Origin of the sequence: Indibacter alkaliphilus LW1 (assembly GCF_000295935.2) — a bacterium.
Lineage (GTDB): Bacteria > Bacteroidota > Bacteroidia > Cytophagales > Cyclobacteriaceae > Indibacter > Indibacter alkaliphilus.
On sequence record NZ_ALWO02000032.1, the window covers coordinates 48,316 to 73,705 of the forward strand.

Below are 25,390 nucleotides of genomic sequence, written 5' to 3' on the forward strand. Positions count from 1 at the left end.
AGGCCTCTTTTATTCTTCTATCTTCAGCTTATAGAACACGTTGTAATCTCTCTCTACCTCCGGACTGATATTGTCATTGATATAGATTGCTCCTTCTTTATCCAAAAATTCAATATTCCCATTCACAGGGAGTTCATTGATCACACCTATTTGCTGGCCATTCTTCACTAATATGTAACAGGGCTTAACGTATTTTCTGAAGGCTTCTTTATATTCCGGTAAATTGAAATATTGTTCTGACTTTGCTTTAAAAGCCTTAAGTTGATCCTCAGGAATCTTAGTAAAGAATTGCACCAAAGCATATTCTCCTGCAAAAAGTAAATTGCTGAAAACAGGATGATTTTCGATTTCATTGACATCATCCATAGAAATGCTTGGAAACACATCTGGTCTTTTTGGATGGCTAAGTTCTATGGTTTCTCTTAGTTAGTTTTATATGACAAAACGGGTCATATTAATTCAAAAAGTACCTCAATAAAAAAATATGGCAGCACCAATAACTGTGATGCTGCCGTAAACCTTTCCTTACATTTTTGCTTCAATTGCCTCTGGATCAAAACCCAAAACCAAATCTCCATCAGGAAATTCTATAATAGGCCTTTTGATCATACTGCTTTTCTTGCTTAAAAGTGCTAAGCCTTCCTTTTCATTTTCCAGACTTGATTTTTCCTCATCTGTTAGCTTCCTGAAAGTCATGCCCTTTTTATTGATCAATTTTTCATAGCCTACTTTTTCGGCGAATTTCACCAGAAGTTCTGCGTCAGGTGCTTCCTTTTTATAGTCAGTAAACTGGTAATCCACCCCCTTCTCTTCCAAAAAATCGAAGGTCTTTTTCATGGTATTACAGTTTTTGATGCCGTATATCCTAAGTTCCATTTTTATGCTTATTTATTGGTGAATCTCTTTTAACGCTACATTATTAGCTTCCAATATCTTGCCAATAAGCTGATCTGAAAGAGCCGTAGAAAGAAATAAACTTTCGAATTGACTAGGAGCAAGATACACCCCCTGACGAAGCATAGATTGAAAATATTTACCAAAGAGAGCAGTATCAGAATGCTTGGCAGATGCAAAGTCCGTAACTTTCGAATTGGTAAAGAAAAGACTGTACATACTACCAAGATGGTTCACAGTATAATCCAGTCCCAGTCCTTCAAGGCTGGATCTGATCCCAGCAACAATCTTTCCCCCTATTTGATTGAGTTGAGTATATACTTCATCATGGTCATTGAGATAGTTGAGCATGGTAAGTCCGGCTGCCATTGCAATGGGATTACCGGATAATGTTCCGGCTTGATAAACAGGTCCCGCTGGGGAAACAAATTCCATAATCTCCTTTTTGCCTCCATAAGCACCCACCGGCATACCTCCTCCGATTATTTTTCCTAGAGTGGTCATATCAGGAGTGACACCGAACAATTCCTGGGCTCCCCCTTTGGATAGCCTAAAGCCAGTCATTACTTCATCAAAGATCAGTACAATACCTTCACGGTCACATATATCTCTCAAACCTTGTAAATAGCCTTCTTTTGGAATAACAAGCCCCATGTTTCCTGGTACAGGTTCCAGTATCAAGGCTGCAATTTCCCCTTTGTTGGCCTCAACCAACGTTTCTATAGCCTCAAGGTCATTGTATGGGGCCAAAAGTGTGTCCTTAGCTGTACCTTTGGTCACGCCCGGAGAATCCGGATTGCCCATGGTAATGGCACCAGATCCCGCAGAAATCAAAAAAGAATCGCCATGACCGTGATAATGGCCTTCCATCTTGATGAATTTATCTCTGCCCGTAAAGCCTCTGGCAACCCTGATAGCTGACATGGTAGCTTCTGTACCGGAATTGACCATCCTTACTTTTTCAACAGAAGGCACCATAGCAACAATCAATTCTGCAATCTCCACCTCCCTTGCTGTAGGCGCGCCAAAAGAAGTTCCATTTTCCATTGCTTTGATTACAGCCTCCCGGATCATCGGATGATTGTGTCCCAAAATCATGGGACCCCAGCTGTTGATCAATTCTATATAAGCATTGTCATCCTCATCATAAATGAATGCTCCATCTGCCTTCTTGATAAAAATTGGGTCTCCTCCAACAGCTCTAAATGCACGAACGGGAGAATTGACTCCTCCCGGTATAAAATTTTTAGCCTTATTAAATAAATCTTTGCTTTGGGTAATCTGCATGAATTTTTATTGTTTGAGTTCAAGTTTTCCCTGTTCCAATTTAAGCACAGGGACATATTTGTTGTGATGACTTTTGCTGAAATCAAAACCATAGAACAATTTGCCTTCCCGGAATCCCCGTCTATCCAAATTCCTTCTTAGATCAAACCCATCAGATTGGTTGATAGTTTCCCCAATCCATTGAATTAATTCATAACCTAGGTGAGTATTAAAAGACGGATAGCCGACGAATAGTTGAAAGTACTTTTCGCGGAAGCTTGCAACAGGTTTGCTGTCTAATTTAATGGTATTATTACCTATAAAATACAGATTTTCAGCAAGCAACATTTCATAATTTGCGAAGTTGAAGAAAAGCCAACTGTCCATTACCAGAATAGGTGTGCTTACATTTTGTGATTCCAAGAACCCCAAAGCTGTTGCACCAATATTCGGGTCATCTGCCAATAAAACGACCATATCGGCTTTGGCAGCAGAATCATATCTTAAGTCCAGACCATTGAAAAATTCGTTTATTTCCCTTCCCGAAACCTTTTGGGATTTGACAATCTCAAACCCGAATTTCCTTGATGTTTCCTGAATTTGGGTGGAGAGCTGTTCATCCCTCAAAGAAGATGAATAAGCAATGGCTATTTTTTTCCCGTTGATATTTTTTCTAGCAAATTCCACCACACCGTCAGCAATTGAAGCTACAGAAGGTCTAAACAGGTATGCATAGTTCATCCCCTGAAACCTGTCGTCAATATTTGACAGCGGGTTGATATAAGGTATTTTATTGGTTTCAGCAAAATTCATTACTAACTCTGTTTCATCCGGATATATGGGGCCAATGATTGCATCAGCTTGTCTGAAATATGGATCTGCAAGTATCTCTTTGATTCTTTCCATATTTCTTTCCGTATCGAAAGTCTTGATATTGACGGCAACTCCGGATTTCTTTAGCTGCTCTACTCCCATTATGATTCCTTGATACAATTCTAAAACAAAATTGCTCGAATTGAGGCTTCTTACCCCAGATCCACCAGAATAATTAAAGGGAAGTACTAAAGCTATATCCAATTCTTGCCCATTTTTCCCATCTGCCTTCGTACCACCTTCCAAACCAATATTTCTAGCTTCGTTATACAAATCCCTCTCCTCTGAAGAAAGTATCGTTTTTCTATCCAATTGGGCCTTTAATGCCAGCATAAACCCTGAGTTATCATTAAACTCCTTCACGTTACCTAATAAGAAATCCAAAGGAGCTTCTTTCAAAAAATTAAAGCTGGCATTCTCAGCCTGTCTTTTTATTTCAGCCTCTTTGATGGAATTTATTACCTGAAGAGCCTCTTTATTTTTACCTTCTTCAAAAAAAGCTATTGCAAGTAAATATTTTGCATCTTCAGATTTTACCCAGCTGCCAGTGCCAACCAGGTCTTTTAAAGTTGTCTGAGCTAGAGCATAATTTTCACTCTTCAAGGCTGCCATTGCATAATTGTATTTGGCATAATTAGAAAGCTGACCATATTGATTTCTTTCCATAAATGGCTTTAAAAGTTCCATGGCTTCACCATAATTGCCATAGCCAATTAAAGTTTTGGCTCTTTCATACTCTCTTAATTCATCTTGAGCTGAGCTTTGGACAAAAAATGTAAAAACAAACAATAACAAAAGGAAAACTTGTCTCATATATAGATTTTCAAATTACAAGGGCAAAATTCATTCCTAACAGGGCTCGAATTTAACCCATTTTCGACCAAAAGAAAAGAAAAATGCCACCCTTGAAGAGGTGGCATTCATTCCATCAAGCAATTTCAATATTCCTTATTCCCATTCAATGGTAGCAGGTGGCTTGGAAGAAATGTCATAAACCACTCGATTTACTCCCTTAACCCGATTGATAATCTCATTGGACATTTTACCGAGAAACTCATACGGTAAATGAATCCAATCCGCAGTCATACCATCCACTGATCCTACAGCCCGGAGAGCTACTACTTTTTCATAAGTCCTTTCATCTCCCATCACCCCTACTGATTGGATGGGAAGCAAAATTGCTCCGGCCTGCCAAACCTGATCATAAAGACCATGAGTTTTCAATCCTTGGATAAAAATATAATCTACTTCTTGAAGTGTTTTGGCTTTTTCAGCAGTAATGTCCCCCAAAATCCTAATAGCCAGACCTGGACCTGGGAAAGGGTGTCTCCCAATAATAGCTTCTGGAATTTCCAACGCTCTGCCTACTTCCCTTACTTCATCCTTAAAAAGTGTATTTAAAGGCTCTATAACTGAAAGTTTCATAAAATCAGGGAGACCTCCCACATTGTGGTGAGACTTGATAGTTGCTGATGGCCCCTTAACAGAAACGGATTCGATCACATCAGGATAAATAGTCCCCTGTCCTAGCCATTTCACACCGTCGATCTTATGTGCTTCATCATCAAAAACTTCAATAAACACTCGTCCGATAGCCTTCCTTTTGGCTTCAGGCTCTGAGATCCCTGCCAATGCCACATAAAATCTTTCTTTGGCATCCACCCCAATCACATTAAGGCCCAATGTTTTGTAAGACTCCAAAACCTCCTCGTACTCGTTCTTTCTCAGAAGGCCATTATCTACAAATACACAAGTCAGGTTATCTCCTATAGCTCTATGAATCAAAGTTGCTGCCACTGAAGAGTCCACACCGCCTGAAAGACCCATCACTACTTTGTCAGAACCTATCTTTTCTTTGAGCTCTGCTACAGTGATATCAATAAACATATCAGAAGTCCAATCCTGGGAACAGCCACAGATATTGACTACGAAATTTCTGAGAAGATTTTTGCCTTCTGTAGAATGGGTTACTTCAGGATGAAACTGTATGCCATAGGTTTCTTCATTTTGGATTTTGAATGCAGCCACTTTTACTGATGCAGTGCTGGCAATCACATCAAATCCATCCGGTAGGTTTTTGATGGTATCACCATGAGACATCCATACTGTAGAACCATGAGTCATCTCCTTTAACAAATCATAATGGAGATCGATATGGTCTAAGTTTGCCCTGCCATACTCTCTAATTTCTGAAGGCAATACCTCACCTCCATACTTGTGAGCCAAAAGTTGAGATCCGTAACAAACGCCCAATATGGGCAATTTCCCCCTTAATGCATCCAGATCAAGATCTGGAGAGCCTTCATCTCTCACTGAGCAAGGACTTCCCGAAAGGATTATCCCTTTGATATCCGGGGTGATTTCGGGGATGTTGTTGTAGGGGTGGATTTCGCAATAAACATTAAGCTCCCTTACCCTGCGGGCAATTAACTGTGTGTATTGGGAACCAAAATCTAGGATGAGTATTTGTTCTGCCATGCGCAAAGGTACACAGGGCAGTGAGATTGGGAAAAAGTTTAAGGAAAATTTTCAGAAGAATGTTTGGCAAGTGAAAGGAATGGATTGAAAGGTTGAAAGAACTTGTCTACCGAGGTCGACTGGAAGATTAACTAGACTTTGACTAAAAAGTGGTAATACCCTTATCATATTTTGGATTTCTTCCGCTTAAAGGAATTCTATTGTCCAGAAAAGGTACTGAATTTCACTTGATCAAAAAAGGAATGATGTTTCTTTTCATGTGATTTGGATAAATGGTGATACATAAAAATAGAAATATTTATCCAAGTTTAACATCCATAATCTCTTTTGAGGTCAAAAGAAGTCTTTAAATGATCTAATGGGTATTTGATATTGAATCAAAAGAATCAACCGCTATTTTTCAAACTCCAATACCGTTAAAACTTATTTATAATACCCATCAATAGTTTGTCCGCTATGGGGATTAAATATCAACCTTCTGTTTCACTTCCATTCTCCCCTTCAAAAAGTGTTTCCAGTTCCACAGCCTGTATTTTTTCCACTTCCTCTAGATATCTGCCAAAAACAGCGGTACTTCCATGGGTGAGGTAAACTTTTTCGGCTTCCGTCGCTTTAATGGCCTTGATCAAACCTTCCCAATCTGCGTGGTCGGACAGCACAAACCCAATATCCGCTGATCTTCTCCTTCTGGCTCCTCGGATATTCATCCAACCTGAGCAAATGGCAGTTCGGTAGGGGCTGAACTTTTTCATCCAAGCTGTTCCCATAGCAGAAGGCGGGGCTATGATCAAAGCGCCTTTATAAGCGGACTTAGGCAATTCCTGAGTAACCCTAGGTATGTCAGGCAAGTTCAGCCCATTGGATTTCAAAGCTTGGTTTGTATTCCAAATTGCTCCATGGGCATAGACGGGGCCAATATTTTGATCCAAATGCTTAAGAATACGCTGTGCTTTTCCCAAGGAATAACCGAAAATCACAGAAGTGATTTCTTTTGAGGCATTTCGCTTCCACCAATTATTAATGGAATTGAAAATATACCCCTGTGATTCCCATTTATAGATCGGTAATCCAAAAGTGCATTCTGAAACAAACTCATGACATTTTACTGCCTCAAAAACAGTACTCAGACCATCATCCTCCAGTTTGTAATCACCACTGACTACCACTACTTGGCCTTTATACTCCAATCTTACTTGCGAGGAACCTGGAATATGCCCTGCCGGATGGAGGGAAAGTTTGACACCATTGATTTGCTTTGGAGAATTATAATCAACTGTTTCGAGAGATATGTCATTTCCCAGCCTAAGCTTCATCACCTCTCTGGACATGTGATGCGCTAAATAATGCTTCATTCCCCACTTGGAATGATCAGCATGTGCATGTGTAATCACAGCTCTATTTACAGACCTCCATGGATCTACATAAATATCTGCTTGTTTGCAATATAGCCCGGCAGGTGTAAGTTCGAGGAGAGACATTAGATTTCTTCTAAATCCTTGTTTGGCTTTGGATAGCTCAATCTACTCAATTTTTTACCCAAATAATAAGTATCCAAACCTGAACAGGTCACTGTTCCGATTGCTTCAAGATCTAATGAACCATCGGGAAGTAGACCTTTTTGGTCAACCCACAAATGCTCCACACTTGCTATGACCATAACAGTCCCATTGATTTCGAGCGTAAGGCTTTCTTCCAGTTTACACCCAACCTTCAGAGGACTTGGCTCTACAAAAGGGGCATAAAAATCTAGCTTATACTCCTCTTCAAGTCCAGTAGCTTCAAATTCAGAGCCTTCATACCTTGCCGCAGTCTGATGTGCTTGCTTATAAAAATCAGCTGTTACATGATTGAGCGTAAAATAATTTGTTTCGAGAATATTTTGTAAGGTATGTCTTTCAACAGTATGCGGTCTAAAAAGAATGCCAAGCAAAGGCGGAGTTGCCCCGATGTGAAAAACCTGTGAGAAGGGTGATAGATTACTTTGCCCGATTTTATTTTTAGTACCTATTAGATTAAGACTTTTGTAACCCGAGATGGAATTGATCAGATCTCTTCTGAAAAATGATTTAGCCTCCAATATGGAGGCCTTATCAAAATGCTTCATCATATTAAAATGGCTTCTTCTATGGAATTGCAGTATTTGATATCCAGCTTATCAATAATATTGTCTGGATTATTTTTCATGATCTGTTCCTTGGCGATCATGACCATTTTTTCAAACCATTTTTCTTCAGGAAGAATTTTTCTATGCTTTGAAATTCCTTCATCCAGCATTTTATTCTTCCAGTGCAGAAAGTACCATTCCATACTTGGCTGATGAAATGCTCTCAAAGATCTCTTATCAAAAATAAACTTCTCGTATTTTCCGTTTTTGACTATGGCTGTAATCTGATTAAATGTGTCTTTGAAATCATCAATAGGGATGTAATCGGCCAGCAATTCACAGATAATCATTCCTTTTTCCGAATTGGCATATACCTTGGCATACCTAGCTTCGAACAACATCTCAAAATTATTGGATTCTATGACATTTATAGTGGTATTCATGATGCTTTGGATAAGTTGATTTAATGAAATGAACGGTTTTTAGTATTTCTACCATTTGAGACTTCATCTTTAAAGCTTCCCAGATTCTCTTCTAGACGGATTGCATAATCCAAAGTTGTCTTAATCAACTCCTGTTGGGACTGAATCTGCTCCTTTAATCTCATTAATTCTCTATTCATATCAGCCAACTTGGCTTCGTATTCCTTTTTAAGCCTTTCCTTTTCAAGTTTGGCTTTTTCCAATTCTTCCTTGAAAATCAAAAATGATTCCGGTGGAGTCCTCATAATCTTTGTACTTTAAACGCAAGGGAGTATACCCTATAATAATTACACAATATCCTTATAAATTGTTTAAAACGGAGACACTTTGTCTATTTAATGGAGGACATGCCACCATCTAAATGTAGAATTTGCCCCGTCATCCAACCTGACGCATCTGAAAGCAAATAGAGACTCGCAGACGAGATGTCTTCAGGCTGCCCATATCGACCTAAAGGATGCCTTTTATTGGAAGCTTCTTTCTTATCATCCGTGCCCAAAAGTTGATTTGCCAACGGAGTATCTGTAAGAGAAGGAGCTATTGCATTTACTCTTATGTTATTTGGAGCCCATTCAGCTGCAAGCGATCTAGTCAGTCCTTCCACGGCACCTTTGGTCGATGCAATAGAAGCATGAAACCCCAATCCTACCTGTACTGCTACTGTACTAAAAAGAACAACAGATGCAGATCCAGATTTTTTCAAACCTTTCATACACGCTTGAAGCACCTTGACAGCGCCTAAAAAATTGATTTCGTGGTCTTTCTGAAAATCTTCGGTACTGAATCGATGAAAGGGCTTAAGATTGATAGTCCCCGGGCAATAAACCAAACCATCAATCTGCTCTGGAAGTGAAGCACTTATATCAAAATCCTCTGTCACATCCAATTGGTTTTGACCAGATTCACTTCGGGAAAATGAAAAAACATTCGCACCCTCCATTTTCAGTTTGTCTACTATGGATTTCCCAATGCCGGAATTCCCTCCTATGATCACAATATTCTTATCTTTCATACAATCTTGTTTAACATATATAATCAATTACACAGTGAATTGTTTTATACAAAAACCCCTTATCATTAAATACTAGACACTTATCCCTTGAAATAACCAACTAAAGAAGACTTTTGAGAAATAAAAAAAGCCGGGCATCACCCGGCTTCGTGTTGGTTTAATTTTCAGTCAGTATTATAGACTGATATATTTCATAAACTCATTTCTTGAGTTTTCGTCTGTTTCAAATTTACCGCTATAGTAGGAAGTGACAGTACTACTGTTGACGTCTTGTACTCCACGTGTGGAAACACACATGTGGTGTGCATCTATTACAACAGCAACGTCGTCAGAACCCAGTACTTCTCTCAATTCATTTCCAATCTGCATCGTCAGCCTTTCCTGCACCTGCGGTCTCTTGGCAAAGTATTGTACAATTCTGTTGATTTTGGAAAGACCAATCACATTACCATTTGAAATGTAGGCCACATGAGCTTTTCCGTAAATTGGCACAAAATGGTGCTCACAATTGGAGTAGAAGGTAATGTCCTTCTCAACCAGCATCTCTTTGTATTTATATTTGTTTTCAAAGAGTTTAATATCAGGCTTATTTTTTGGATTCAGCCCACTAAAAATTTCTTTGATGTACATTTTAGCTACCCTTCTTGGTGTACCTTTAAGACTATCATCTGATAGGTCCAAGCCCAAGACATGCATGATTTCCTTAAAATGTTTTTCAATGATCTCCATTTTGAGATCGTCATCCATTTCAAAAGCGTCTTCCCGTAAAGGAGTATCATGTGAGGTGCCAATGTGTTCATCGCCGATTTCATCTATTTGATGAGAATCAGATATTCCCATCGTATTCAACAAAGTTTCTTTCTGTTTCATATAGTCGTATGATTAACTCGTGTTTTATATCGATTTTTTCCCTTAGAATATTCCAAATAACCACCGCAATGTTTTCTGCAGTTGGGTTAAGGTTTTTAAATTCATCTGTGTCATGGTTTAAGTTTTTATGGTCAAATTTGTCTAATACTTCCTTTTTGATCAAATCACTCAAAATTTTCATGTCATACACATAACCAGTTTCTGGATCCACTGGGCCTATAAGTTTAACAATCAACTCATAATTATGTCCATGAAAGTTGGGGTTATTGCACTTCCCAAATATCTCAGCGTTCTTTTCATCTGACCAATTAGGATTGTGCAACCTATGGGCTGCATTAAAATGCTCTTTTCTGTATACTGCTACTTTCATTGTCTATCAAACCCCTTATTTTGATTTTTTGTTTAATTTTTTATTTTTTTCTTTAAACAAAATAGTCAAGTGACTGAATTACAATCCAATTCACATTCATTTTATTTTGCAATTAAATTGGCAACAGTTTCATTAACATAAGCCATACTCTAAACAGTTCCCAGTATCCATCGACCGATCAAATGGATTTCAGCTACAATCTTAATGCTTTGATTTGCAAATTCATACCAATGGAACTTAATTTGCCAAATCTGAATTTAACTCAAATGCGATTCACCCTCGTCATTACTCTTATTTGTTTGATTCTATTACCTGGAAAATTATTTCCTGAAAGAACTACTGAGTCAGATTTTTCTGACTCGAGAGACGACCTGTCTGTCTTGATCTATCAGAATGGTAATAATAAAAACGTTCCGCTACCAGCTTCTGAATTGATTCAAAAGGCTCTAGTAGGACAAAGTGCACTGGTCCGGCAGAAGGCTTTAGAACCTGACAGGCCTTTGACTATAATTGATTTTTCTCTCCCTTCGACTGAAAAAAGATTATGGGTAATCAACACAAAAACAGGACTTATACTTTTTCATGATTATGTGAGTCATGGAAGAAATTCAGGAGATTTGTATGCAAAGTCTTTTTCCAACACCAATTCATCTTACAAAAGCAGCTTGGGTTTTTATCTGACTGCTGAAACCTACCATGGCAAACATGGATATTCTCTGAGATTAGATGGCTTGGAAAAAGGAATTAATGACAAAGCAAGAGAAAGAGCAATCGTCATCCACGGTGCAGACTATGCAAAGGAAGAATTCATTGTTCAGACAGGAAGACTGGGCAGAAGTTTGGGTTGCCCAGCCTTACCCAATGAGTCGGCATCAGAGCTCATCGATATCATCAAAGAAAACAGCTGTATATTCATTTATGCAGAAGATCCTGAATATTTTTCAAACTCTTCCTTTTTTTAAGTTATTGATTCCTTTCCTGTAAAAGAGCTGTATAAACCTCTTGATCTCTATTATATAGGTCATTTCTGAAATTGATTGTCCCCTTGGAATCTGACCAATAGGTGAGGTAGAGGATAATTACTGGAATTTTCCTGTTGAGCAGTACCGTTTGCTCCCTGTCCTGACGCATGGCGTTACGGATCCGCTCATCTGTCCATTTTTGATCATAAGAAAGTAAGATCTTGGCCAGTTCAAATGGCTTTTGAACCCGAATACATCCATGACTCAAGGCCCTGTCTTCTCTGGCAAAAAGGCTTCGCGAAGGCGTGTCGTGAATGTAGACACTATATTTATTAGGAAACATAAATTTTACCAAACCCAACGCATTTTGCTCCCCTGGCTCTTGCCTGACTGTATAGGGGAAACTTCTCGGGTTGACTTTGTTCCAATCAATATTCGCAGGATTCACTTCTGTTCCATCTGAAGTCAACAACTTCATATTTTTCTTTTGAAAATAGGAAGGGTCTTTCCTAACAGCCGGAATAATTTCACTCCTGGTAATAGAGTTGGGCACTGTCCAAGTAGGGCTAAAAACCAAATAAGACATCTCTGCGCTAAATTGTGGAGTAGAGTGATAACTCCTGCCTACAATAACCCTGGAAGTCAATACTGTATCCCTGTTTAGAATTAGGTCTAGTTGAAAATTGGCTGTATTGACCAAAATCAGTTCCTGATCCTTAACATTGTCAGGCAACCACCTCAGCCTTTCCAAATTAACCGAAGCGGTGGCAACAAGATCTTGTGGTGATTGGTTGATGGCATTCATTGTCCCCCTTCCTATCACGGCATCCGGTTCTAATCCATGTCTGCTTTGTAATGCTTTTACCGCATCCTCCATTTGCTCATCGTATACCCTATCTGTTTGGCTTGAATCATTCAGATAGCCCCAAAAAATCAGCCTTTTTCTAATTTCAGGGATTTCACTATGATTTTCTCCCGGTTTGATTGATTTGTCAGCCTTTAGTGTCTTCCAAGATAGCCTTGTACTAAGTTTCATTTTTGCTTCAAAATCATACATCTCCCTCAAGCCATCTCTCATTTTTTTATAAATGGAGAGGTTTGGATAAAACTCCTCTATGGTTTTTCTAAGTCTTCCACTTTCTAAACCTTCTGCTAACTTTTCATCAAACCTGAGCTGGGGTGCATTACGCTGTATATTCCAAGTGGTTTTCAATGCTTCTGGGTCAACTTTTCCTAAACTTAAATGTGAAGCAAGCATGATAAATGCGTCAGTCAAAAGGACATCCAGTGAAGCAAGGGCTTGAAAGTCGCTTGCTTGCCCAAGTCTTTTGTCTTCTTCAATCAATGAAAAAAGCTCATTTATTGTCTTTAGGTGATAATCATTTGGGGTGAGTCCGTCAAATTTTGATTGTTGAATTTCATAGCGCATTTCGTAGGCTATCTCATTAAGCTTTCTGTCTTCACTCCAAGCAGCCTCAAAGCCTCTTGAGGTATAAAACCTCTTCATCACCACAGAACTAAATAAGCGCCTACCCATGACCATTCTGATTTCCTCTGGACTGTCATTTTCAAGAAAATTCCGTATCTGATTGGATAATTCTTCGTCTTGAACCGGGACATCTTGAGCCGAAATCCCTAATGTGATAAAAATGAAAATGAGAGTTACAAAATTCTTCATAACCTAAGATAGTGAATCAAATGAATGATGGCAGGGTATAAAACTAAATTTCAAAAGAACTTCTTTTTTCAAGCCTCCAAAAATCCAGGAGCATTTCCAAAAATTCATGCATTTTGACCAAAGGTATCATATTGGGACCATCACTTAATGCTTTATCTGGATTTGGGTGGGTCTCTACAAAAAAGCCATCTACGCCAGAGGCTGCTGCTGCCTTGGCCAAGAAAGGAGCCATACTTCGGTTTCCTCCACTGCTTCCTCCCTGTGCTCCCGGTTGTTGAACACTATGGGTCACGTCAAATACTACAGGGGCATATTGCCTCATGACCGGAAGACTTCTCATATCTACAATCAAATCATGGTAACCAAAAGAAGTCCCTCTCTCAGTTAAGAAAACATTGTTGTTGCCAGTGCTTTTTACTTTTTCAATGGCATATTGCATATCTTCCGCAGCCATAAACTGACCTTTTTTTATTTTGACAGCTTTGCCTGTTCTTCCTGCAGCAAGTAAAAGATCTGTCTGCCTGCAAAGAAATGCCGGAATCTGTAAAACATCCACCACCTCAGCAACAGTTGCGGCTTGATCACTTTCATGAATATCTGTCAAAACGGGGAGGCTAAATGATTTTTTTACATTTGAAAGTATCCCAAGCCCCTGTTCAATTCCGGCGGTTCTAAATGAAGTGACAGCAGTCCTATTGGCCTTGTCAAAAGAAGCCTTAAAAACCAGGTCAAAGTCAAGTTTTTGGGAAATTTCATTTAAAGTGCCCGCAATGTCCATACAAATTTGCTCATTTTCTATAGCACATGGACCACTAAAAATCACAGGCCTCCTATCTCCCAGCAAGATGGACTTGCTAATCCTAATAGCACTTTCAAAAAGCTTCATAGTTACTTTTTAGTATATCTTTCAATCACCTCTACTAATAAACCTTTGGAGTGAAGAATCATATCCGACACTTCTCTGAACACGCCATGCCCCCCTGGAAAAGAAGAAATAAAATCAGCCTTATTTTTAATGTATGGCAAAGTATCATTTGGACAACAGGCTAGTCCTACTTTATCCAACAAAGGTAAATCTATCATGTCGTCTCCTATGTAGGCCACCTCCTCATAAGAGATTTCCAAAACTTCCAAAATCTCCCGAAGCTTTTTATCCTTGTCCCAAATACCATGATAGTGAAAATCAAATTTAAGCTCCTCAAACCTATCCTCAACCACCTTGGATTTTCTCCCACTGATAGCCCCAACTAAAATCCCGTTTTTCCTCAAAGGAAGCACAATAAAACCATCCTTTGCATTGAAGCGCTTGTACTCCATACCGGAGTTGTCATAGATAATCCCACTATCTGTCAACACTCCATCTACATCTGTTACCAGCAATTTTATCTTTAGTGCTTTTTCCTTGATTTGCGGATTCAGATCCTTAAAATATTCTTCCATCTTATTTCTTTTTCTTCCACTGCACAGAATACAGATCCAATCTTCTTTGTTCAAGATTTCTTACACTTCCGGCTTTTCTTTGTTTGGTCAATAGATCAAGATCAACATCAGCTACAATTGTAGTCTCGGCATTTTCTGCTGCTTGGGCTACTGTTGCATCATGTGGAAAGGAAAAATCAGAAGGGGAATAGATCGCAGATTGGGAATATTGGATATCCATATTTTCAACCCTTGGAAGATTCCCAACAGAACCGGTGATGGCCACATAACATTCATTTTCGACTGCTCTGGCTTTTGCACAGGTATTAACACGTAGAAAAGCATTTTTGGTATCCGTCCAGAATGGCACAAATAAAATATCCATTTCCTGCTCGGCTAAGATTCTACCCAATTCAGGGAATTCTACATCATAGCATATCAGAATCCCGATCTTTCCGGCATCAGTATCAAATACCTTTATACCATTCCCCCCCTGCAATCCCCAGTAAGCTTGTTCATCAGGGGTAATGTGTAGTTTGTATTGCTTATCAGTCGTTCCATCCCTTCTGCAGAGGTAACTGACATTTCTCAATTTTTTCCCGTCATATTCGGGCATACTTCCCGCAATGATATTGACATTGTATGAAAGGGCCAAGTCACTCATCCGGCTGATGATTTCATCGGTATAGTCCGCCAAATTACGGATAGCTTCTGAAGCATCCATGTCATTGAATTCCGCAAGAAGGGGAGCGTTGAAAAACTCCGGAAGCAAACAGAAATCCGATTTGTAACCAGAAACAGTATCCACAAAAAATTCAACCTGTTGCATCAGGTCATCAACACTGTTGAAGCGCCTCATTTTCCATTGTACCAAGCCCAACCTTACTATTGACTTTTTATTCCCTATGAGCTTTTCATCTTTCTCATAATAAATATTGATCCACTCCAAAAGAGTAGCGTAAGCCCGGGAATCAGTATCTTCAGGTAGGTATTTGGTGATTACTTTTCTAACGTGAAACTCATTGGCCAATTGAAATGACAAGACAGGGTCAAAAATCTCCTTGCTTTTGACTTGGTCAATATACTTCCTTGGAGTCATTTGATCAAAGTACTTGGAATAGCCTGGAATACGTCCCCCGGCAATGATAGACCTCAGATTAAGGTTTTCACAAAGTTCCTTTCTGGCATCATAAAGCCTCCTTCCCAAACGCATTCCCCTGTATTCCTTGTCTACAAACACATCTGTTCCATAAAGGGTATCCCCATCATTGTCATGGGTATCAAATTTCCCAAAACCGGTAATTTGATCGTAGGTATGGTTATCGCCAAACTTTGCATAGTCTACGATCAGACTTAAAGCTGCAGCGACTACTTTACCATTATCTTCTATACAAATCTGACCTTCAGGAAAAGCTTTCAGTTGATTTTTTAGTTCTTGCTTAGTCCAAGCACCACCTTGGTCTTTATAGATGGATATCATTATTTCCCTGATATCCTCGTAATCTGATAGCTTGATGTTTCTTAACTTTAATCTATGTTCTAATTCTTCTCTTTGCTTACTCATGATACAAAATTAACCAATTTTCAATCAATAATTTTAAATTCTCAAAGTGCTGGTTTGAAAACAAAACTATATACTGTTTTTAAAACAATTATTTAGCCAAGGGCCTTATAATGTTCAATAAAGTTTAAATTTAAAGGTAGCAATCTTAATTAGGAATATATGGGTGAAGATATCTGGGAATTTAAAAAAGAAAAATTAGCCGAATTTTTAAATCTATTCAATGAAGTCATGAGCTTTAAGCTCTTCTCAATCGGAGACTCTTCATTGACTATAGGTCTTCTTCTGACATTGGCCTTATCGGTAGTCTTATTGTTTTTTATCTCAGAATGGATCAGAAGATTACTTGTCAACCGCGTACTCAACAGGTATAAAATTGAAAGAGGTACAAGGCAATCTGTAGGTACTATTGTTAAGTACGTCATTGTGATTGCGGGCCTTTTTTCTATTCTACAGACTAATGGAATCGACCTAAGTGCTTTCGGTATTCTTGCAGGTGCATTGGGTGTAGGTATTGGTTTTGGTCTTCAAAATATCACCAATAATTTTATCAGTGGATTGATTATTCTCTTCGAGCAACCCATTAAGGTTGGAGATAGAATAGAAGTAGGCGACATCGTAGGGGATGTGATAAGGATATCTGCACGTTCCACTGCTGTCCTCACCAACGACAATATTTCTGTGATCATTCCTAATTCACAATTTATTGATAGTCAAGTAATCAATTGGTCCCATAATGACAGAAAAGTTCGCTTCAATTTTGAGGTAGGTGTTTCGTACAAGGAGGATCCAGAGAAGGTTAAAGAAATTCTATTAGAAGTAGCCGATAAAAATGAAAATGTCCTGAAAACCCCAGCTCCGGATGTGCTTTTTGATGAGTTTGACGACAGCAGCCTAAACTTCATTCTTAGAGTATGGACCAGTGACTATGTCAATAAGCCCAGGGTTCTGAAGAGTCAATTGTATTTTGAGATTTTCAGAAGATTTGGAGAGGAAAACATAGAAATTCCTTTCCCACAGAGAGACATACATATTATAAGTGCACCCGAAAAATTGAAAAATTGAGCTTTTTTGCATTTATTTATTGCGCATTTGACTTTTGATTAGTTTGGAATAGAAAAATGCATTAACTACAATGCAATGAAAAGGGTATTAACACTGGTTTTTTTTATACTGCTTGGGCATACGGCAGTATCCCAGAGTTTTTATCGATACAGGTTTGAAACCCCTTGGTCCATTTCTGCTTCTATTGGTCCTACCCAATATTTTGGTGAATTGTATTCTTTGTGGAAATATAATGAAGGCATCCAGCCTGATTGGAATGTAAACTTTGCGGTAAGGCGTGTGTTGGGTACACACATCAAAGGACGTGTGGAAGGAACTTACTATGAATTATCGGGACAAGACCCTCCCGCAGATCCACGAAGTCTCAGACAACCCAGAAATCTTCATTTCCGGGCGAGAAATTGGGAGGCATCTGCCATTGGGGAAATCTACCTCAAGCCGGTCCGTCAGTACAACATTACCCGTGATTTTCTGAATTTTTATGCTTTTGCAGGCGTAGGAGTATCAACCAACGACCCTGAAGCCAGATTGCGTGATCAATGGGTTCCACTAAGACCCTTGCAGATAGAAAACAATCCTTACAATAAATTCATTATTGTATTCCCTACAGGAATAGGAATGAAATACAAAGCCAACGTGTATGCAGATTTGTTTTTGGAAATTAACTACCGTTGGACTTTAACCGATTACATGGATGATATTTCCGCCTTCAATGTCAGTGAGTTTTACTTGGATCTCGTGAGGGATTATGGAACAAACGGGGAAGGCCCAAACCCAGACCGCTTGAGACTGGCAATTAGAAATCCGGATTTTATCAGGGAAAATGGAGAACCTGATGTAGATAGAATCCTGAGAAACAATGGGAGGGTCAGACGTGGATCCGGACTAACTGAAAGATATGATGGCTATTTAGGAATTAATATTGGAGTAGAATTATATCTATCTGAAGACATTTGGGACAACTGGATCTTCAGAAACAGGATATACGAAAAACGCTTCCGTTTCTGGTAGTTTCTGTTTAATCCTTGCCCATATAAACCTTCTCTTTTTACCAGACAGATAATTTCACGGTTTGGTCTCTGAATATTTTTTAAATTCGCTGTATCATCCAAAACCCAAACCTATGAAACCTTATTTCAAGTACTTCTTTATTTTCTGGTTTTTTGCATTTTTATTATTTGCCTATTGGCAACTCAATGACCCTGATCCGGAAATCTGGGCTCCTATATACATAGCTGCTGCAATTTTCTCTGCTTTGGCAGTGAAAGGAAAACACCCTATGATCCCTCTGACAATCGCCATCATTGCCTGCCTCATCGGAGCCTTTTACTTTTTCCCTGATTCGGTATCAGAATGGATTTCCTACGAAGTTGAACAAAAAGACCTGAGCATGAAAACCCAAGAATCAGAAGAGGCCAGAGAAACTTTCGGCTTATTGATAATTGCCGCTGTATTAGCTGTATCTGCCTATTTGGGCTGGAAAAAACATCAAATCACTAAACCTTAAATAACAATGAAAAAACTAATATCTCTGATGACCTTTGTCCTGGCATTGGTTAGCGTTTGTTTAGCGCAGGACGAAAAAAAGTATTTTGAAATGAGAAAATACACCAACCATGAGGGGAAAATGGATGATTTGATTTCAAGATTTGAAAACCACACTCTCAAACTTTTTGAAAAACATGGGATTGAAAACATTGCTTATTTTTTACCTACTGAAGACGAACCGAAATTTCTGCTCTTTATCCTCGCCTATCCTGATAAAGAAAGTAGAAATTCCTTATGGAATTCATTTGCCAATGACCCAGAATGGAAGAAAGTCCATCAAGCGTCTGAAGCAAATGGACCACTCGTAGCCAATGTGGATCAGACATTCATGACATTATCGGGTGAGCTGAGCCCCAAAATTGTCAAAGACCTACCCAAAGGAGAGAAAATATTTGAGCTTAGAAAATACTATATGTTTGAAGGTAGAGTGGAAAATATTCATGCCAGATTCAGGGATCATACCCGCGAACTGTTCCAAAATCATGGAATGACCAATGTCATGTATTGGTATACAGAGGAACCGAATGGAGAACAGTCCAAGCTGGTTTATCTTTTAGCACATCAAAGTGAGCATGCTGCAAAAGAATCTTTCAGTCAATTTGGAAAAGATCCTAAATGGGTAAAAGTCAGAGATGACTCTGAAAAAGACGGTAAAATTGTAGAAAAAATTGATTCTTTCTATCTCAGATCATTGCCATTCTCGCCTTTGAAATAAGGCACAAGGGCCAGAAAATAAAATAAAAAAACGGGCTTCAAATGATTTTGAAGCCCGCTTTTTATTTTGCCCTATAAGATTATTTTGCTTTAAATTCTATCACATAGAACACCGCCATTTCCTCATCATCTTCCAAAGGATTACTGATGATATAAAGATCCTGTGGTTTGGAAGTGTCCTGATTGGAAAGCGGAACACTCAACATACCTCCCGGTCTGCCTTCGGGGCCAACCCCTGCCATTGTTTTGAAAATACCTTCACCTAATTTTGTTCCCGAAAGGGATCCTTGTCTGACCTCAACCTGGAAACCGTTTTTGGTAGCTTCCTGACCGCCGCCCATCAATTGTATAGAACTTATATCAGTCAGGTCGAGATTTGGAATGACAAAATGACCTTGACCACTACTTGGCAACAACATAAAGGTTCTTCCTCCGAAAGCCATGGTGGAAATACCCTCCATATTTTTGATACTACTAATGTCTATGGAAGCATTTCTAAGAGTAACAGCTGCATTGCCGGTAAGTGGTTTTATACCTTCTCCACCTCGATCTGTAAAGCTGGCAGAAAGAACAAATACTCCATTCTCACTGGCTGGCTTGCCTACAAGAGGATCAACCGAGCCTTGCGCTGGTAAAGATGGTTTTTCTTCACCCCCTCTTCTGCCCAGACTAGTGATATAGGCTACAATTTTGCTTGCATCAGCATAAGAAAGTTCCGGATTTGCCGGCATCACAGTTTCTCCCCAGACACCACCGCCTCCTTTCTGGATTTTATTAACCAGATAATCTGTAACATTTGGATTTCTACGGTATTTTCTGGCAACTTCTGTATAAGACGGTCCAATGGATGCCTCATCTTCTTTGTGACAAGTTTTACAAGTTAAAGAAGTTATGAGACTTTTTCCTGTCATGGCATCAGTCATGATCAGGTGTCCTTTGGAAGCTTCCGCCTGATCCAATCCTGAGATATAATCAGCTGACACAAACAAGGTAGAAAGATCATTTCCTGCCTCTGAATCATCAGGATCATTTACACTTATTTCATATTTCACTGGTTTGCCCGGGAAGTAGAAAGATTGGTTACCAAGTATTTTGATGGCTACCTCCGGTGCTATATTGCCTGCATAAACAGAAACTATAGTGCTTTTTGCTGAAAGTTTTGCTGGATCCTGGACTTCCACTTGAACATCATAATCACCTTTTTGCTCAAAAGTATGTTCTAATCTTGGTTCTGTTGTAGTCTTCACTACGTCATTGCCTAAGTTCCATACATAAGTCAAAGGATCATTTTCAGGATCTGAAGCGTCTACAGTAAATGTAGCTGTAAATGGCAAAGCTCCTGATGATTTATCTACTGCAATGGAATTGACTACGGGAGTCCTGTTTCCATCATTAAAATCGATTCTAAATAATCCAGAGTCAGGATTTTTAGTAAACCAACCATTGCCATACTCAAGGATGTAAATCTTGCCATCAGGCCCCACCTCCATATCAATCAAGGCATTGAATTTGGTAGTGGACATAAATGGCTCCATCTTATCAAAGTCGCCATTCGGCTTCATGGTTACAACTTTGATCCACCCTCTTACCCATTCGTAGATGAATAACTTCCCATCATAATAAGACGGATATCTCGTTTCTTTTGGGAACATATCAGAGTAATAGACAGGTCCTGCCATTGCATTTCGTCCACCTGTTCCTACTTGAGGAAACTCCTCTGAAGCTCCATACGGATACCAGATAAATGCAGGCTCTGCCGGAGGCAATTCACGAAGTCCTGTATTATTTCTTGAATTATTCACGGGTTTTTCAGGATCATATATGATGCCCGATTGACCAGTTCCATAATCATATTCTACATACGCATAATTGTCACCTACAAAATATGGCCAGCCAAAATTTCCTGCTTTTCTGGCTTGATTGACTTCATCATAACCCCTAGGACCTCTTGTTTGCAAACTATCCGGATTTGCATCTGGCCCTACCTCTCCCCAGTATAGAAATCCCGTTTTTTGGTCAATTGTAATCCTATAAGGGTTTCTATTCCCCTGTACATAAATCTCAGGTCTAGTTTTATCCATACCTTTTGGATAAAGATTATCATCAGGTATATCGTAAGAGCCATCTTCATTTACTTTGATTCTTAGAATTTTACCTCTCAGATCATTGGAGTTCCCTGAACTTCTTCTGGCGTCAAACTGCTCAAAACCAGGCCTATCATCCAATGGCGCATAGCCTCGATTGACATATTTACTGTCGGATTGGTCAAATGGTGTGCTGTTATCTCCAGTAGACAGGTAAAGCAACCCGTCTTTATCAAATGCAATGGAACCGCCAGTGTGACAGCAAATATTTCTTTGAGAGTACAATTCCAAAATAATTTTTTCAGAATCCATATCCCAGGTGTCATTTTTAAAAGTAAATCTCGAAAGCCTATTGATTTCCTGATCCCCCCTTGGGGCATAGTAGACAAAGACATGTCCGTTATTTTTAAAGTTGGGATCTTTCTGCATCCCCATCAATCCCTCTTCTGCATTCACTCCCTGGATGTCTGTTTTCCAGTATACATCAAGCTTTGCAACTTCCCGGGCAGTGGTATCCCCACTCTTGTAATGAAGCACTTCACCTCTTCTTTGCGCAATAAGAATATCCAAATTGGGTAAAATGGTAAATTCAGTAGGCTCAGTAAATTCACCCATTACCAATGCGGTCTTTTCAAACCTGTTTTCTTCTGGGACTCGCTGTGTTTTAGCTTTGCTGTAATCCAGTTTTTTGTTATCCCCCATGGCATACTTGATTCCTTCAAGTATATGCTTAAGAAAAAGTTCTTCTTGAAAAGACTCTGTGGTATGGCCTCCGGCAGTGTAAAATGCTCTTCCTCCATCAAAATCATGATACCAAGCCACCGGATGGTGCCCCATGGCATACCCTCCCTGATAGCTGTCTTCGTCTATGTCCATCAAAACGTTGACATCAGGGTTCATTTGCTTAAAGCTATACCATTCATCTCTTCTGTTCCAGATCTCCGGCAAAAATCTGGTCGTGGAATGTGTTCTGTCTGTAACGTTGATTGAACCATCCTGAACATTCGGGTGAGGGTCTCCCATACCTGGATGGTTCCAGAAATAAGCCCCTGCGAGCCTATTGTACCAACCCCAATGATATTCTGTATCTGTAGCTGCATGAATCCCAACATACCCTCCACCTGCTTGTATATATCTTTCAAAGTCTGCCTCCTGATAATGATTCAAAACATCCCCCGTAGTACTCAACCAGATGACAGCTGCGTATTGTTGAAGATTTTCCTCATTGATCAAGGCTGAATTGGTAGTAGTGTCTACAGAAAACCCGTTTTCTTCCCCCAGCTTCATTATAGCCGCTATTCCGTCCGGAATGGATTCATGATAGAAGCCGGCTGTTTTGCTGAAGATCAGAACCTTTGGGTCACCGCTTCTTTTATTATTACAGGAAAAGAATAAAAATGGGATAATCAAAAGTACCAGAAGGTACTTGGGTAGGCATTTAGAGGTTATCATAGGTCTAATAGTTTTGAGAAAGATAATGTGAAATATCCTTTAGTAGATCAATTATTCTTATTAAAGGAATATACATTGTAGGATTGGTAAGTATAAATAATTCAAGCTCAAATAAATACTCAATCCCTTAAATTAGCAAACATCATTATGTATTTTTTACATTTTGGGATATATTTGAATTCTAAAAAGCCAAAATCATGAAAACAAACAGCTTGGTTCTTCTCCTTTTATCCGCCTTCATTTTTGTTTCTTGCGAAAACAATGAAGTACAGGTAACAGAAAAGGAAGATGGAATAGTACTGATCACTCAAAGCAAGGGAGCATCTTTAGGGTATTCCAAAAATTCAGGAGTAAGGATATTGGATCTCGATGGACTAAAATTCAAAGACCTTGACAAAAACGGGCATATCGACCCCTTTGAAGATTGGAGGTTGAGTTATGAAGAAAGAGCAATAGACTTAGCATCCAGGCTTTCGGTGGAACAAATTGCGGGATTGATGCTGTACAGTTCCCACCAATCAATCCCATCTGCATCCGGAGGATTTGGTGCCGGGACTTATAATGGTAAAAACTTGGAAGAAAGTGGATTGCCTAATTATTCGCTTTCCGACCAACAAAAGAAGTTTTTGACAGAAGACAACCTCAGGCACGTCTTGCTGACTCGGGTTGAGAGCCCTGAAATAGCTGCTAGATGGAACAATCAAGCGCAAGCCTTTGTAGAAGGACTTGGATTTGGGATACCCGCCAATAACAGTTCAGACCCTAGGCATGGTCCTGTGGCAAGTACAGAGTATAATGCCGGAGCTGGAGGCACGATTTCCATGTGGCCTGAATCGCTGGGTTTGGCGGCCACATTTGATCCTAACTTAGTGGAAAGGTTTGGTGAGGTTGCTTCGATAGAATACAGGGCGCTTGGTTTGACTACAGCTCTTTCCCCTCAAATAGACTTGGGAACAGAGCCTAGATGGAATAGGCTAAAAGGGACTTTTGGCGAAGATCCCACCTTATCTACAGATATGGCTAGAGCTTACGTTGACGGTTTTCAGACATCTAAAGGAAGTAAAGAAACCAGTAATGGCTGGGGCTTTCACAGTGTCAATGCAATGGTAAAACACTGGCCGGGAGGAGGACCTGAAGAAGGGGGCAGAGACGGACATTTTTCCTATGGAAAATTTGCTGTTTACCCTGGTGATAACTTCAAAGATCACTTAAAGCCTTTTACTGAGGGAGCATTCAAGCTCAATGGCAAAACCAAATCTGCTACTGCAGTAATGCCTTATTACACCATTTCATATAATCAGGATGTGAAAAATAAGCTCAACACTGCCAATGCCTACAATGAGTATTTGATAACCGACCTCCTTCGCGGAGAATATGGCTATGACGGGGTAGTTTGTACTGACTGGGGAGTAACCGGAAATGAAGGTCCAAATCCTGAAGACTTCAGAGGTAAACCTTGGGGTATGGAAGAGAAAACAGTGGATGAGCGACACTATCAGGTTATCATGGCTGGAGCTGATCAGTTTGGCGGAAACAATGATATCAAACCTGTCCTCGCCGCTTTCCAATTAGGGGTGGAAGAGCACGGCGAAGAATGGATGCGGGCACGTTTTGAAAAATCAGCTGTACGTCTATTAAGAAATATTTTTCAGGCGGGATTATTTGAAAACCCATATTTGGATCCTTCCGAAACAATGAAAACGGTCGGTAAACCTGATTTTATGGATGAAGGGTATCAAGCTCAGCTAAAATCTATTGTAATGCTTAAAAACAAAAACTCCATCCTCCCCCTACAAGAAAAAACGAAAGTATATATACCGCAAAAATATATCCCTTCGACAACTAATTGGTGGGGTATAAAATCCGAAGAAAAATGGGTAGATGCTATCAACCAAGCCATCGCTACCAATTATTTTGAAATGGTCAGCACCCCAGAGGAAGCACAAGTTGCATTGGTCTTTATGAGCAACCCTGAATCAGGTACTGGATATGATCCTGAAGACCGGGAAAAAGGAGGTACAGGCTACGTGCCCATCAGCTTGCAATATGGCCCTTATACTGCAGAGCATGCAAGAGCCCAGAGTATTGCTGCCGGAGATCCAGTCATTGCACCTGAAGTCACTAATAGGACTTACAAGGGCAAAAGCATTACTGCAGCAAACTTTAAGGAGTTGGAAACTTTAAGGGACACAAAGAAGGAAATGGGTGACAAACCTGTAATTTCAATTATTCAAACTGGTAATCCATTGGTTTTCGAAGAATTTGAAAATCAAGTTGATGGAATCCTCTTACACTTCGGAGTACAGGATCAAGCGGTATTGGATATCTTGACTGGCAAAGCGGAACCCTCTGGATTGCTCCCCATACAAATGCCAAAAGATATGGAAACTGTGGAATTGCAACATGAGGACGTTCCCCATGATATGGAATGCCATATAGATGAATTGGGAAATAAATATGATTTTGCTTTTGGACTGAATTGGTCGGGAGTCATTGAGGATAATAGGGTTAGAAAATATAGCAAAAAATAAACTGGTCCTAGCCCAAATAATTGAAAA

The 25,390-nt window shown here is 39.5% G+C and carries 23 protein-coding genes; 6 read left to right on the plus strand and 17 right to left on the minus strand.

The features are described 5' to 3' along the window. Window positions 1-9: 9 nt before the first annotated feature. The 12 genes from A33Q_RS09285 to A33Q_RS09340 all read right to left on the minus strand — a co-directional run bounded on the left by A33Q_RS09285 (window position 10) and on the right by A33Q_RS09340 (window position 10,349). The gene (locus A33Q_RS09285; protein ID WP_152527398.1) at window positions 10-384 is read right to left on the minus strand and encodes a hypothetical protein; all 375 of its coding nucleotides are present in this window, start codon (window positions 382-384) and stop codon (window positions 10-12) included. A gap of 141 nt (window positions 385-525) precedes the next feature. Continuing rightward, window positions 526-876 carry a Spx/MgsR family RNA polymerase-binding regulatory protein gene (locus A33Q_RS09290; protein WP_016255010.1) on the minus strand — a complete coding sequence of 117 codons (351 nt, stop codon included), beginning with the start codon at window positions 874-876 and terminating at the stop codon, window positions 526-528. Between the two features lie 12 nt (window positions 877-888). After that, window positions 889-2,181, minus strand: a complete 1,293-nt coding sequence (gene hemL / locus A33Q_RS09295; RefSeq protein WP_009034300.1) for a glutamate-1-semialdehyde 2,1-aminomutase — start codon at window positions 2,179-2,181, stop codon at window positions 889-891. A 6-nt stretch (window positions 2,182-2,187) separates the two neighbouring features. Beyond that, window positions 2,188-3,846, minus strand: a complete 1,659-nt coding sequence (locus tag A33Q_RS09300) for an ABC transporter substrate-binding protein (protein WP_009034301.1) — start codon at window positions 3,844-3,846, stop codon at window positions 2,188-2,190. 135 nt (window positions 3,847-3,981) lie between these two features. Next, window positions 3,982-5,511 carry a glutamine-hydrolyzing GMP synthase gene (guaA, locus tag A33Q_RS09305; RefSeq protein WP_009034302.1) on the minus strand — a complete coding sequence of 510 codons (1,530 nt, stop codon included), beginning with the start codon at window positions 5,509-5,511 and terminating at the stop codon, window positions 3,982-3,984. A gap of 470 nt (window positions 5,512-5,981) precedes the next feature. Next, entirely contained in the window at window positions 5,982-6,989 is a 1,008-nt protein-coding gene (locus A33Q_RS09310) for a ligase-associated DNA damage response exonuclease (protein WP_009034303.1), read from the minus strand. Continuing rightward, window positions 6,989-7,618: a flavin reductase family protein gene (locus A33Q_RS09315; protein WP_009034304.1), complete on the minus strand. Its 630-nt coding sequence runs from the start codon at window positions 7,616-7,618 to the stop codon at window positions 6,989-6,991. The genes A33Q_RS09310 and A33Q_RS09315 overlap by 1 nt, the downstream gene beginning before the upstream one ends. After that, entirely contained in the window at window positions 7,615-8,058 is a 444-nt protein-coding gene (locus tag A33Q_RS09320) for a hypothetical protein (RefSeq protein WP_009034305.1), read from the minus strand. Before A33Q_RS09320 ends, A33Q_RS09315 begins: the two co-directional genes overlap by 4 nt. A gap of 20 nt (window positions 8,059-8,078) precedes the next feature. Beyond that, a complete protein-coding gene (locus A33Q_RS09325) occupies window positions 8,079-8,342 on the minus strand; it encodes a hypothetical protein (protein ID WP_009034306.1) in 264 nt (87 codons plus the stop codon). A gap of 86 nt (window positions 8,343-8,428) precedes the next feature. Beyond that, a complete protein-coding gene (locus A33Q_RS09330; protein WP_009034307.1) occupies window positions 8,429-9,109 on the minus strand; it encodes an SDR family NAD(P)-dependent oxidoreductase in 681 nt (226 codons plus the stop codon). Between the two features lie 174 nt (window positions 9,110-9,283). Beyond that, window positions 9,284-9,979, minus strand: coding sequence for a GTP cyclohydrolase I FolE (gene folE, locus A33Q_RS09335; RefSeq protein WP_040490298.1), 696 nt, complete (start codon window positions 9,977-9,979; stop codon window positions 9,284-9,286). After that, a complete protein-coding gene (locus A33Q_RS09340) occupies window positions 9,936-10,349 on the minus strand; it encodes a 6-pyruvoyl trahydropterin synthase family protein (RefSeq protein ID WP_009034309.1) in 414 nt (137 codons plus the stop codon). Before A33Q_RS09340 ends, folE begins: the two co-directional genes overlap by 44 nt. A 266-nt stretch (window positions 10,350-10,615) precedes the next feature. Between A33Q_RS09340 and A33Q_RS09345 the strand changes: the two genes are divergently transcribed. After that, on the plus strand, window positions 10,616-11,311 hold the full coding sequence (locus A33Q_RS09345; RefSeq protein ID WP_040490306.1) for a murein L,D-transpeptidase catalytic domain family protein: 696 nt from the start codon (window positions 10,616-10,618) through the stop codon (window positions 11,309-11,311). Window position 11,312: 1 nt separating this feature from the next. Here A33Q_RS09345 and A33Q_RS09350 read toward each other — a convergent pair whose 3' ends face one another. The 4 genes from A33Q_RS09350 to A33Q_RS09365 are packed head-to-tail and all read right to left on the minus strand — an operon-like array spanning window position 11,313 to window position 15,972. Next, window positions 11,313-12,989, minus strand: a complete 1,677-nt coding sequence (locus A33Q_RS09350; protein WP_009034311.1) for a L,D-transpeptidase family protein — start codon at window positions 12,987-12,989, stop codon at window positions 11,313-11,315. Window positions 12,990-13,032: 43 nt separating this feature from the next. Then, window positions 13,033-13,875 carry a 3-deoxy-8-phosphooctulonate synthase gene (kdsA, locus tag A33Q_RS09355; protein WP_009034312.1) on the minus strand — a complete coding sequence of 281 codons (843 nt, stop codon included), beginning with the start codon at window positions 13,873-13,875 and terminating at the stop codon, window positions 13,033-13,035. Between the two features lie 2 nt (window positions 13,876-13,877). After that, window positions 13,878-14,483, minus strand: coding sequence for a KdsC family phosphatase (locus tag A33Q_RS09360; protein ID WP_316929410.1), 606 nt, complete (start codon window positions 14,481-14,483; stop codon window positions 13,878-13,880). Beyond that, on the minus strand, window positions 14,431-15,972 hold the full coding sequence (locus tag A33Q_RS09365; RefSeq protein ID WP_009034314.1) for a bifunctional GNAT family N-acetyltransferase/carbon-nitrogen hydrolase family protein: 1,542 nt from the start codon (window positions 15,970-15,972) through the stop codon (window positions 14,431-14,433). The genes A33Q_RS09360 and A33Q_RS09365 overlap by 53 nt, the downstream gene beginning before the upstream one ends. Before the next feature lie 159 nt (window positions 15,973-16,131). On the opposite strand from A33Q_RS09365, the gene A33Q_RS09370 reads away from it, so the two are divergent. The 4 genes from A33Q_RS09370 to A33Q_RS09385 all read left to right on the plus strand — a co-directional run bounded on the left by A33Q_RS09370 (window position 16,132) and on the right by A33Q_RS09385 (window position 19,297). Next, window positions 16,132-17,034 carry a mechanosensitive ion channel family protein gene (locus A33Q_RS09370; protein ID WP_009034315.1) on the plus strand — a complete coding sequence of 301 codons (903 nt, stop codon included), beginning with the start codon at window positions 16,132-16,134 and terminating at the stop codon, window positions 17,032-17,034. Window positions 17,035-17,109: 75 nt separating this feature from the next. Beyond that, window positions 17,110-18,045 (plus strand): hypothetical protein, encoded by a 936-nt coding sequence (locus A33Q_RS09375; RefSeq protein ID WP_009034316.1) that lies wholly within the window; start codon window positions 17,110-17,112, stop codon window positions 18,043-18,045. A gap of 112 nt (window positions 18,046-18,157) precedes the next feature. Beyond that, complete coding sequence (locus A33Q_RS09380; protein ID WP_009034317.1) at window positions 18,158-18,541, plus strand: transmembrane 220 family protein; 384 nt, start codon at window positions 18,158-18,160, stop codon at window positions 18,539-18,541. 6 nt (window positions 18,542-18,547) lie between these two features. Further along, the gene (locus A33Q_RS09385; RefSeq protein WP_009034318.1) at window positions 18,548-19,297 is read left to right on the plus strand and encodes an NIPSNAP family protein; all 750 of its coding nucleotides are present in this window, start codon (window positions 18,548-18,550) and stop codon (window positions 19,295-19,297) included. Between the two features lie 79 nt (window positions 19,298-19,376). Here the strand turns inward: A33Q_RS09385 and A33Q_RS09390 are convergent, their stop codons facing one another. Further along, the gene (locus A33Q_RS09390) at window positions 19,377-22,832 is read right to left on the minus strand and encodes a ThuA domain-containing protein (protein ID WP_009034319.1); all 3,456 of its coding nucleotides are present in this window, start codon (window positions 22,830-22,832) and stop codon (window positions 19,377-19,379) included. 197 nt (window positions 22,833-23,029) lie between these two features. Between A33Q_RS09390 and A33Q_RS09395 the strand changes: the two genes are divergently transcribed. Then, window positions 23,030-25,363, plus strand: a complete 2,334-nt coding sequence (locus tag A33Q_RS09395; protein ID WP_009034320.1) for a glycoside hydrolase family 3 protein — start codon at window positions 23,030-23,032, stop codon at window positions 25,361-25,363. Window positions 25,364-25,390: the final 27 nt, after the last annotated feature.

Coding starts and splice junctions, on each gene's coding strand:
- A33Q_RS09320 (WP_009034305.1), bottom strand. CDS start 8,058: ATGAATACCACTATAAATGTCATAGAATCCAATAATTTTGAGATGTTG.
- folE (WP_040490298.1), bottom strand. CDS start 9,979: ATGAAACAGAAAGAAACTTTGTTGAATACGATGGGAATATCTGATTCT.
- guaA (WP_009034302.1), bottom strand. CDS start 5,511: ATGGCAGAACAAATACTCATCCTAGATTTTGGTTCCCAATACACACAG.
- A33Q_RS09315 (WP_009034304.1), bottom strand. CDS start 7,618: ATGATGAAGCATTTTGATAAGGCCTCCATATTGGAGGCTAAATCATTT.
- A33Q_RS09345 (WP_040490306.1), top strand. CDS start 10,616: ATGCGATTCACCCTCGTCATTACTCTTATTTGTTTGATTCTATTACCT.
- A33Q_RS09310 (WP_009034303.1), bottom strand. CDS start 6,989: ATGTCTCTCCTCGAACTTACACCTGCCGGGCTATATTGCAAACAAGCA.
- A33Q_RS09330 (WP_009034307.1), bottom strand. CDS start 9,109: ATGAAAGATAAGAATATTGTGATCATAGGAGGGAATTCCGGCATTGGG.
- A33Q_RS09380 (WP_009034317.1), top strand. CDS start 18,158: ATGAAACCTTATTTCAAGTACTTCTTTATTTTCTGGTTTTTTGCATTT.
- A33Q_RS09300 (WP_009034301.1), bottom strand. CDS start 3,846: ATGAGACAAGTTTTCCTTTTGTTATTGTTTGTTTTTACATTTTTTGTC.
- kdsA (WP_009034312.1), bottom strand. CDS start 13,875: ATGAAGCTTTTTGAAAGTGCTATTAGGATTAGCAAGTCCATCTTGCTG.
- A33Q_RS09365 (WP_009034314.1), bottom strand. CDS start 15,972: ATGAGTAAGCAAAGAGAAGAATTAGAACATAGATTAAAGTTAAGAAAC.
- A33Q_RS09350 (WP_009034311.1), bottom strand. CDS start 12,989: ATGAAGAATTTTGTAACTCTCATTTTCATTTTTATCACATTAGGGATT.
- A33Q_RS09370 (WP_009034315.1), top strand. CDS start 16,132: ATGGGTGAAGATATCTGGGAATTTAAAAAAGAAAAATTAGCCGAATTT.
- A33Q_RS09395 (WP_009034320.1), top strand. CDS start 23,030: ATGAAAACAAACAGCTTGGTTCTTCTCCTTTTATCCGCCTTCATTTTT.
- A33Q_RS09385 (WP_009034318.1), top strand. CDS start 18,548: ATGAAAAAACTAATATCTCTGATGACCTTTGTCCTGGCATTGGTTAGC.
- A33Q_RS09325 (WP_009034306.1), bottom strand. CDS start 8,342: ATGAGGACTCCACCGGAATCATTTTTGATTTTCAAGGAAGAATTGGAA.
- A33Q_RS09390 (WP_009034319.1), bottom strand. CDS start 22,832: ATGATAACCTCTAAATGCCTACCCAAGTACCTTCTGGTACTTTTGATT.
- A33Q_RS09290 (WP_016255010.1), bottom strand. CDS start 876: ATGGAACTTAGGATATACGGCATCAAAAACTGTAATACCATGAAAAAG.
- hemL (WP_009034300.1), bottom strand. CDS start 2,181: ATGCAGATTACCCAAAGCAAAGATTTATTTAATAAGGCTAAAAATTTT.
- A33Q_RS09340 (WP_009034309.1), bottom strand. CDS start 10,349: ATGAAAGTAGCAGTATACAGAAAAGAGCATTTTAATGCAGCCCATAGG.
- A33Q_RS09375 (WP_009034316.1), top strand. CDS start 17,110: ATGAAAAGGGTATTAACACTGGTTTTTTTTATACTGCTTGGGCATACG.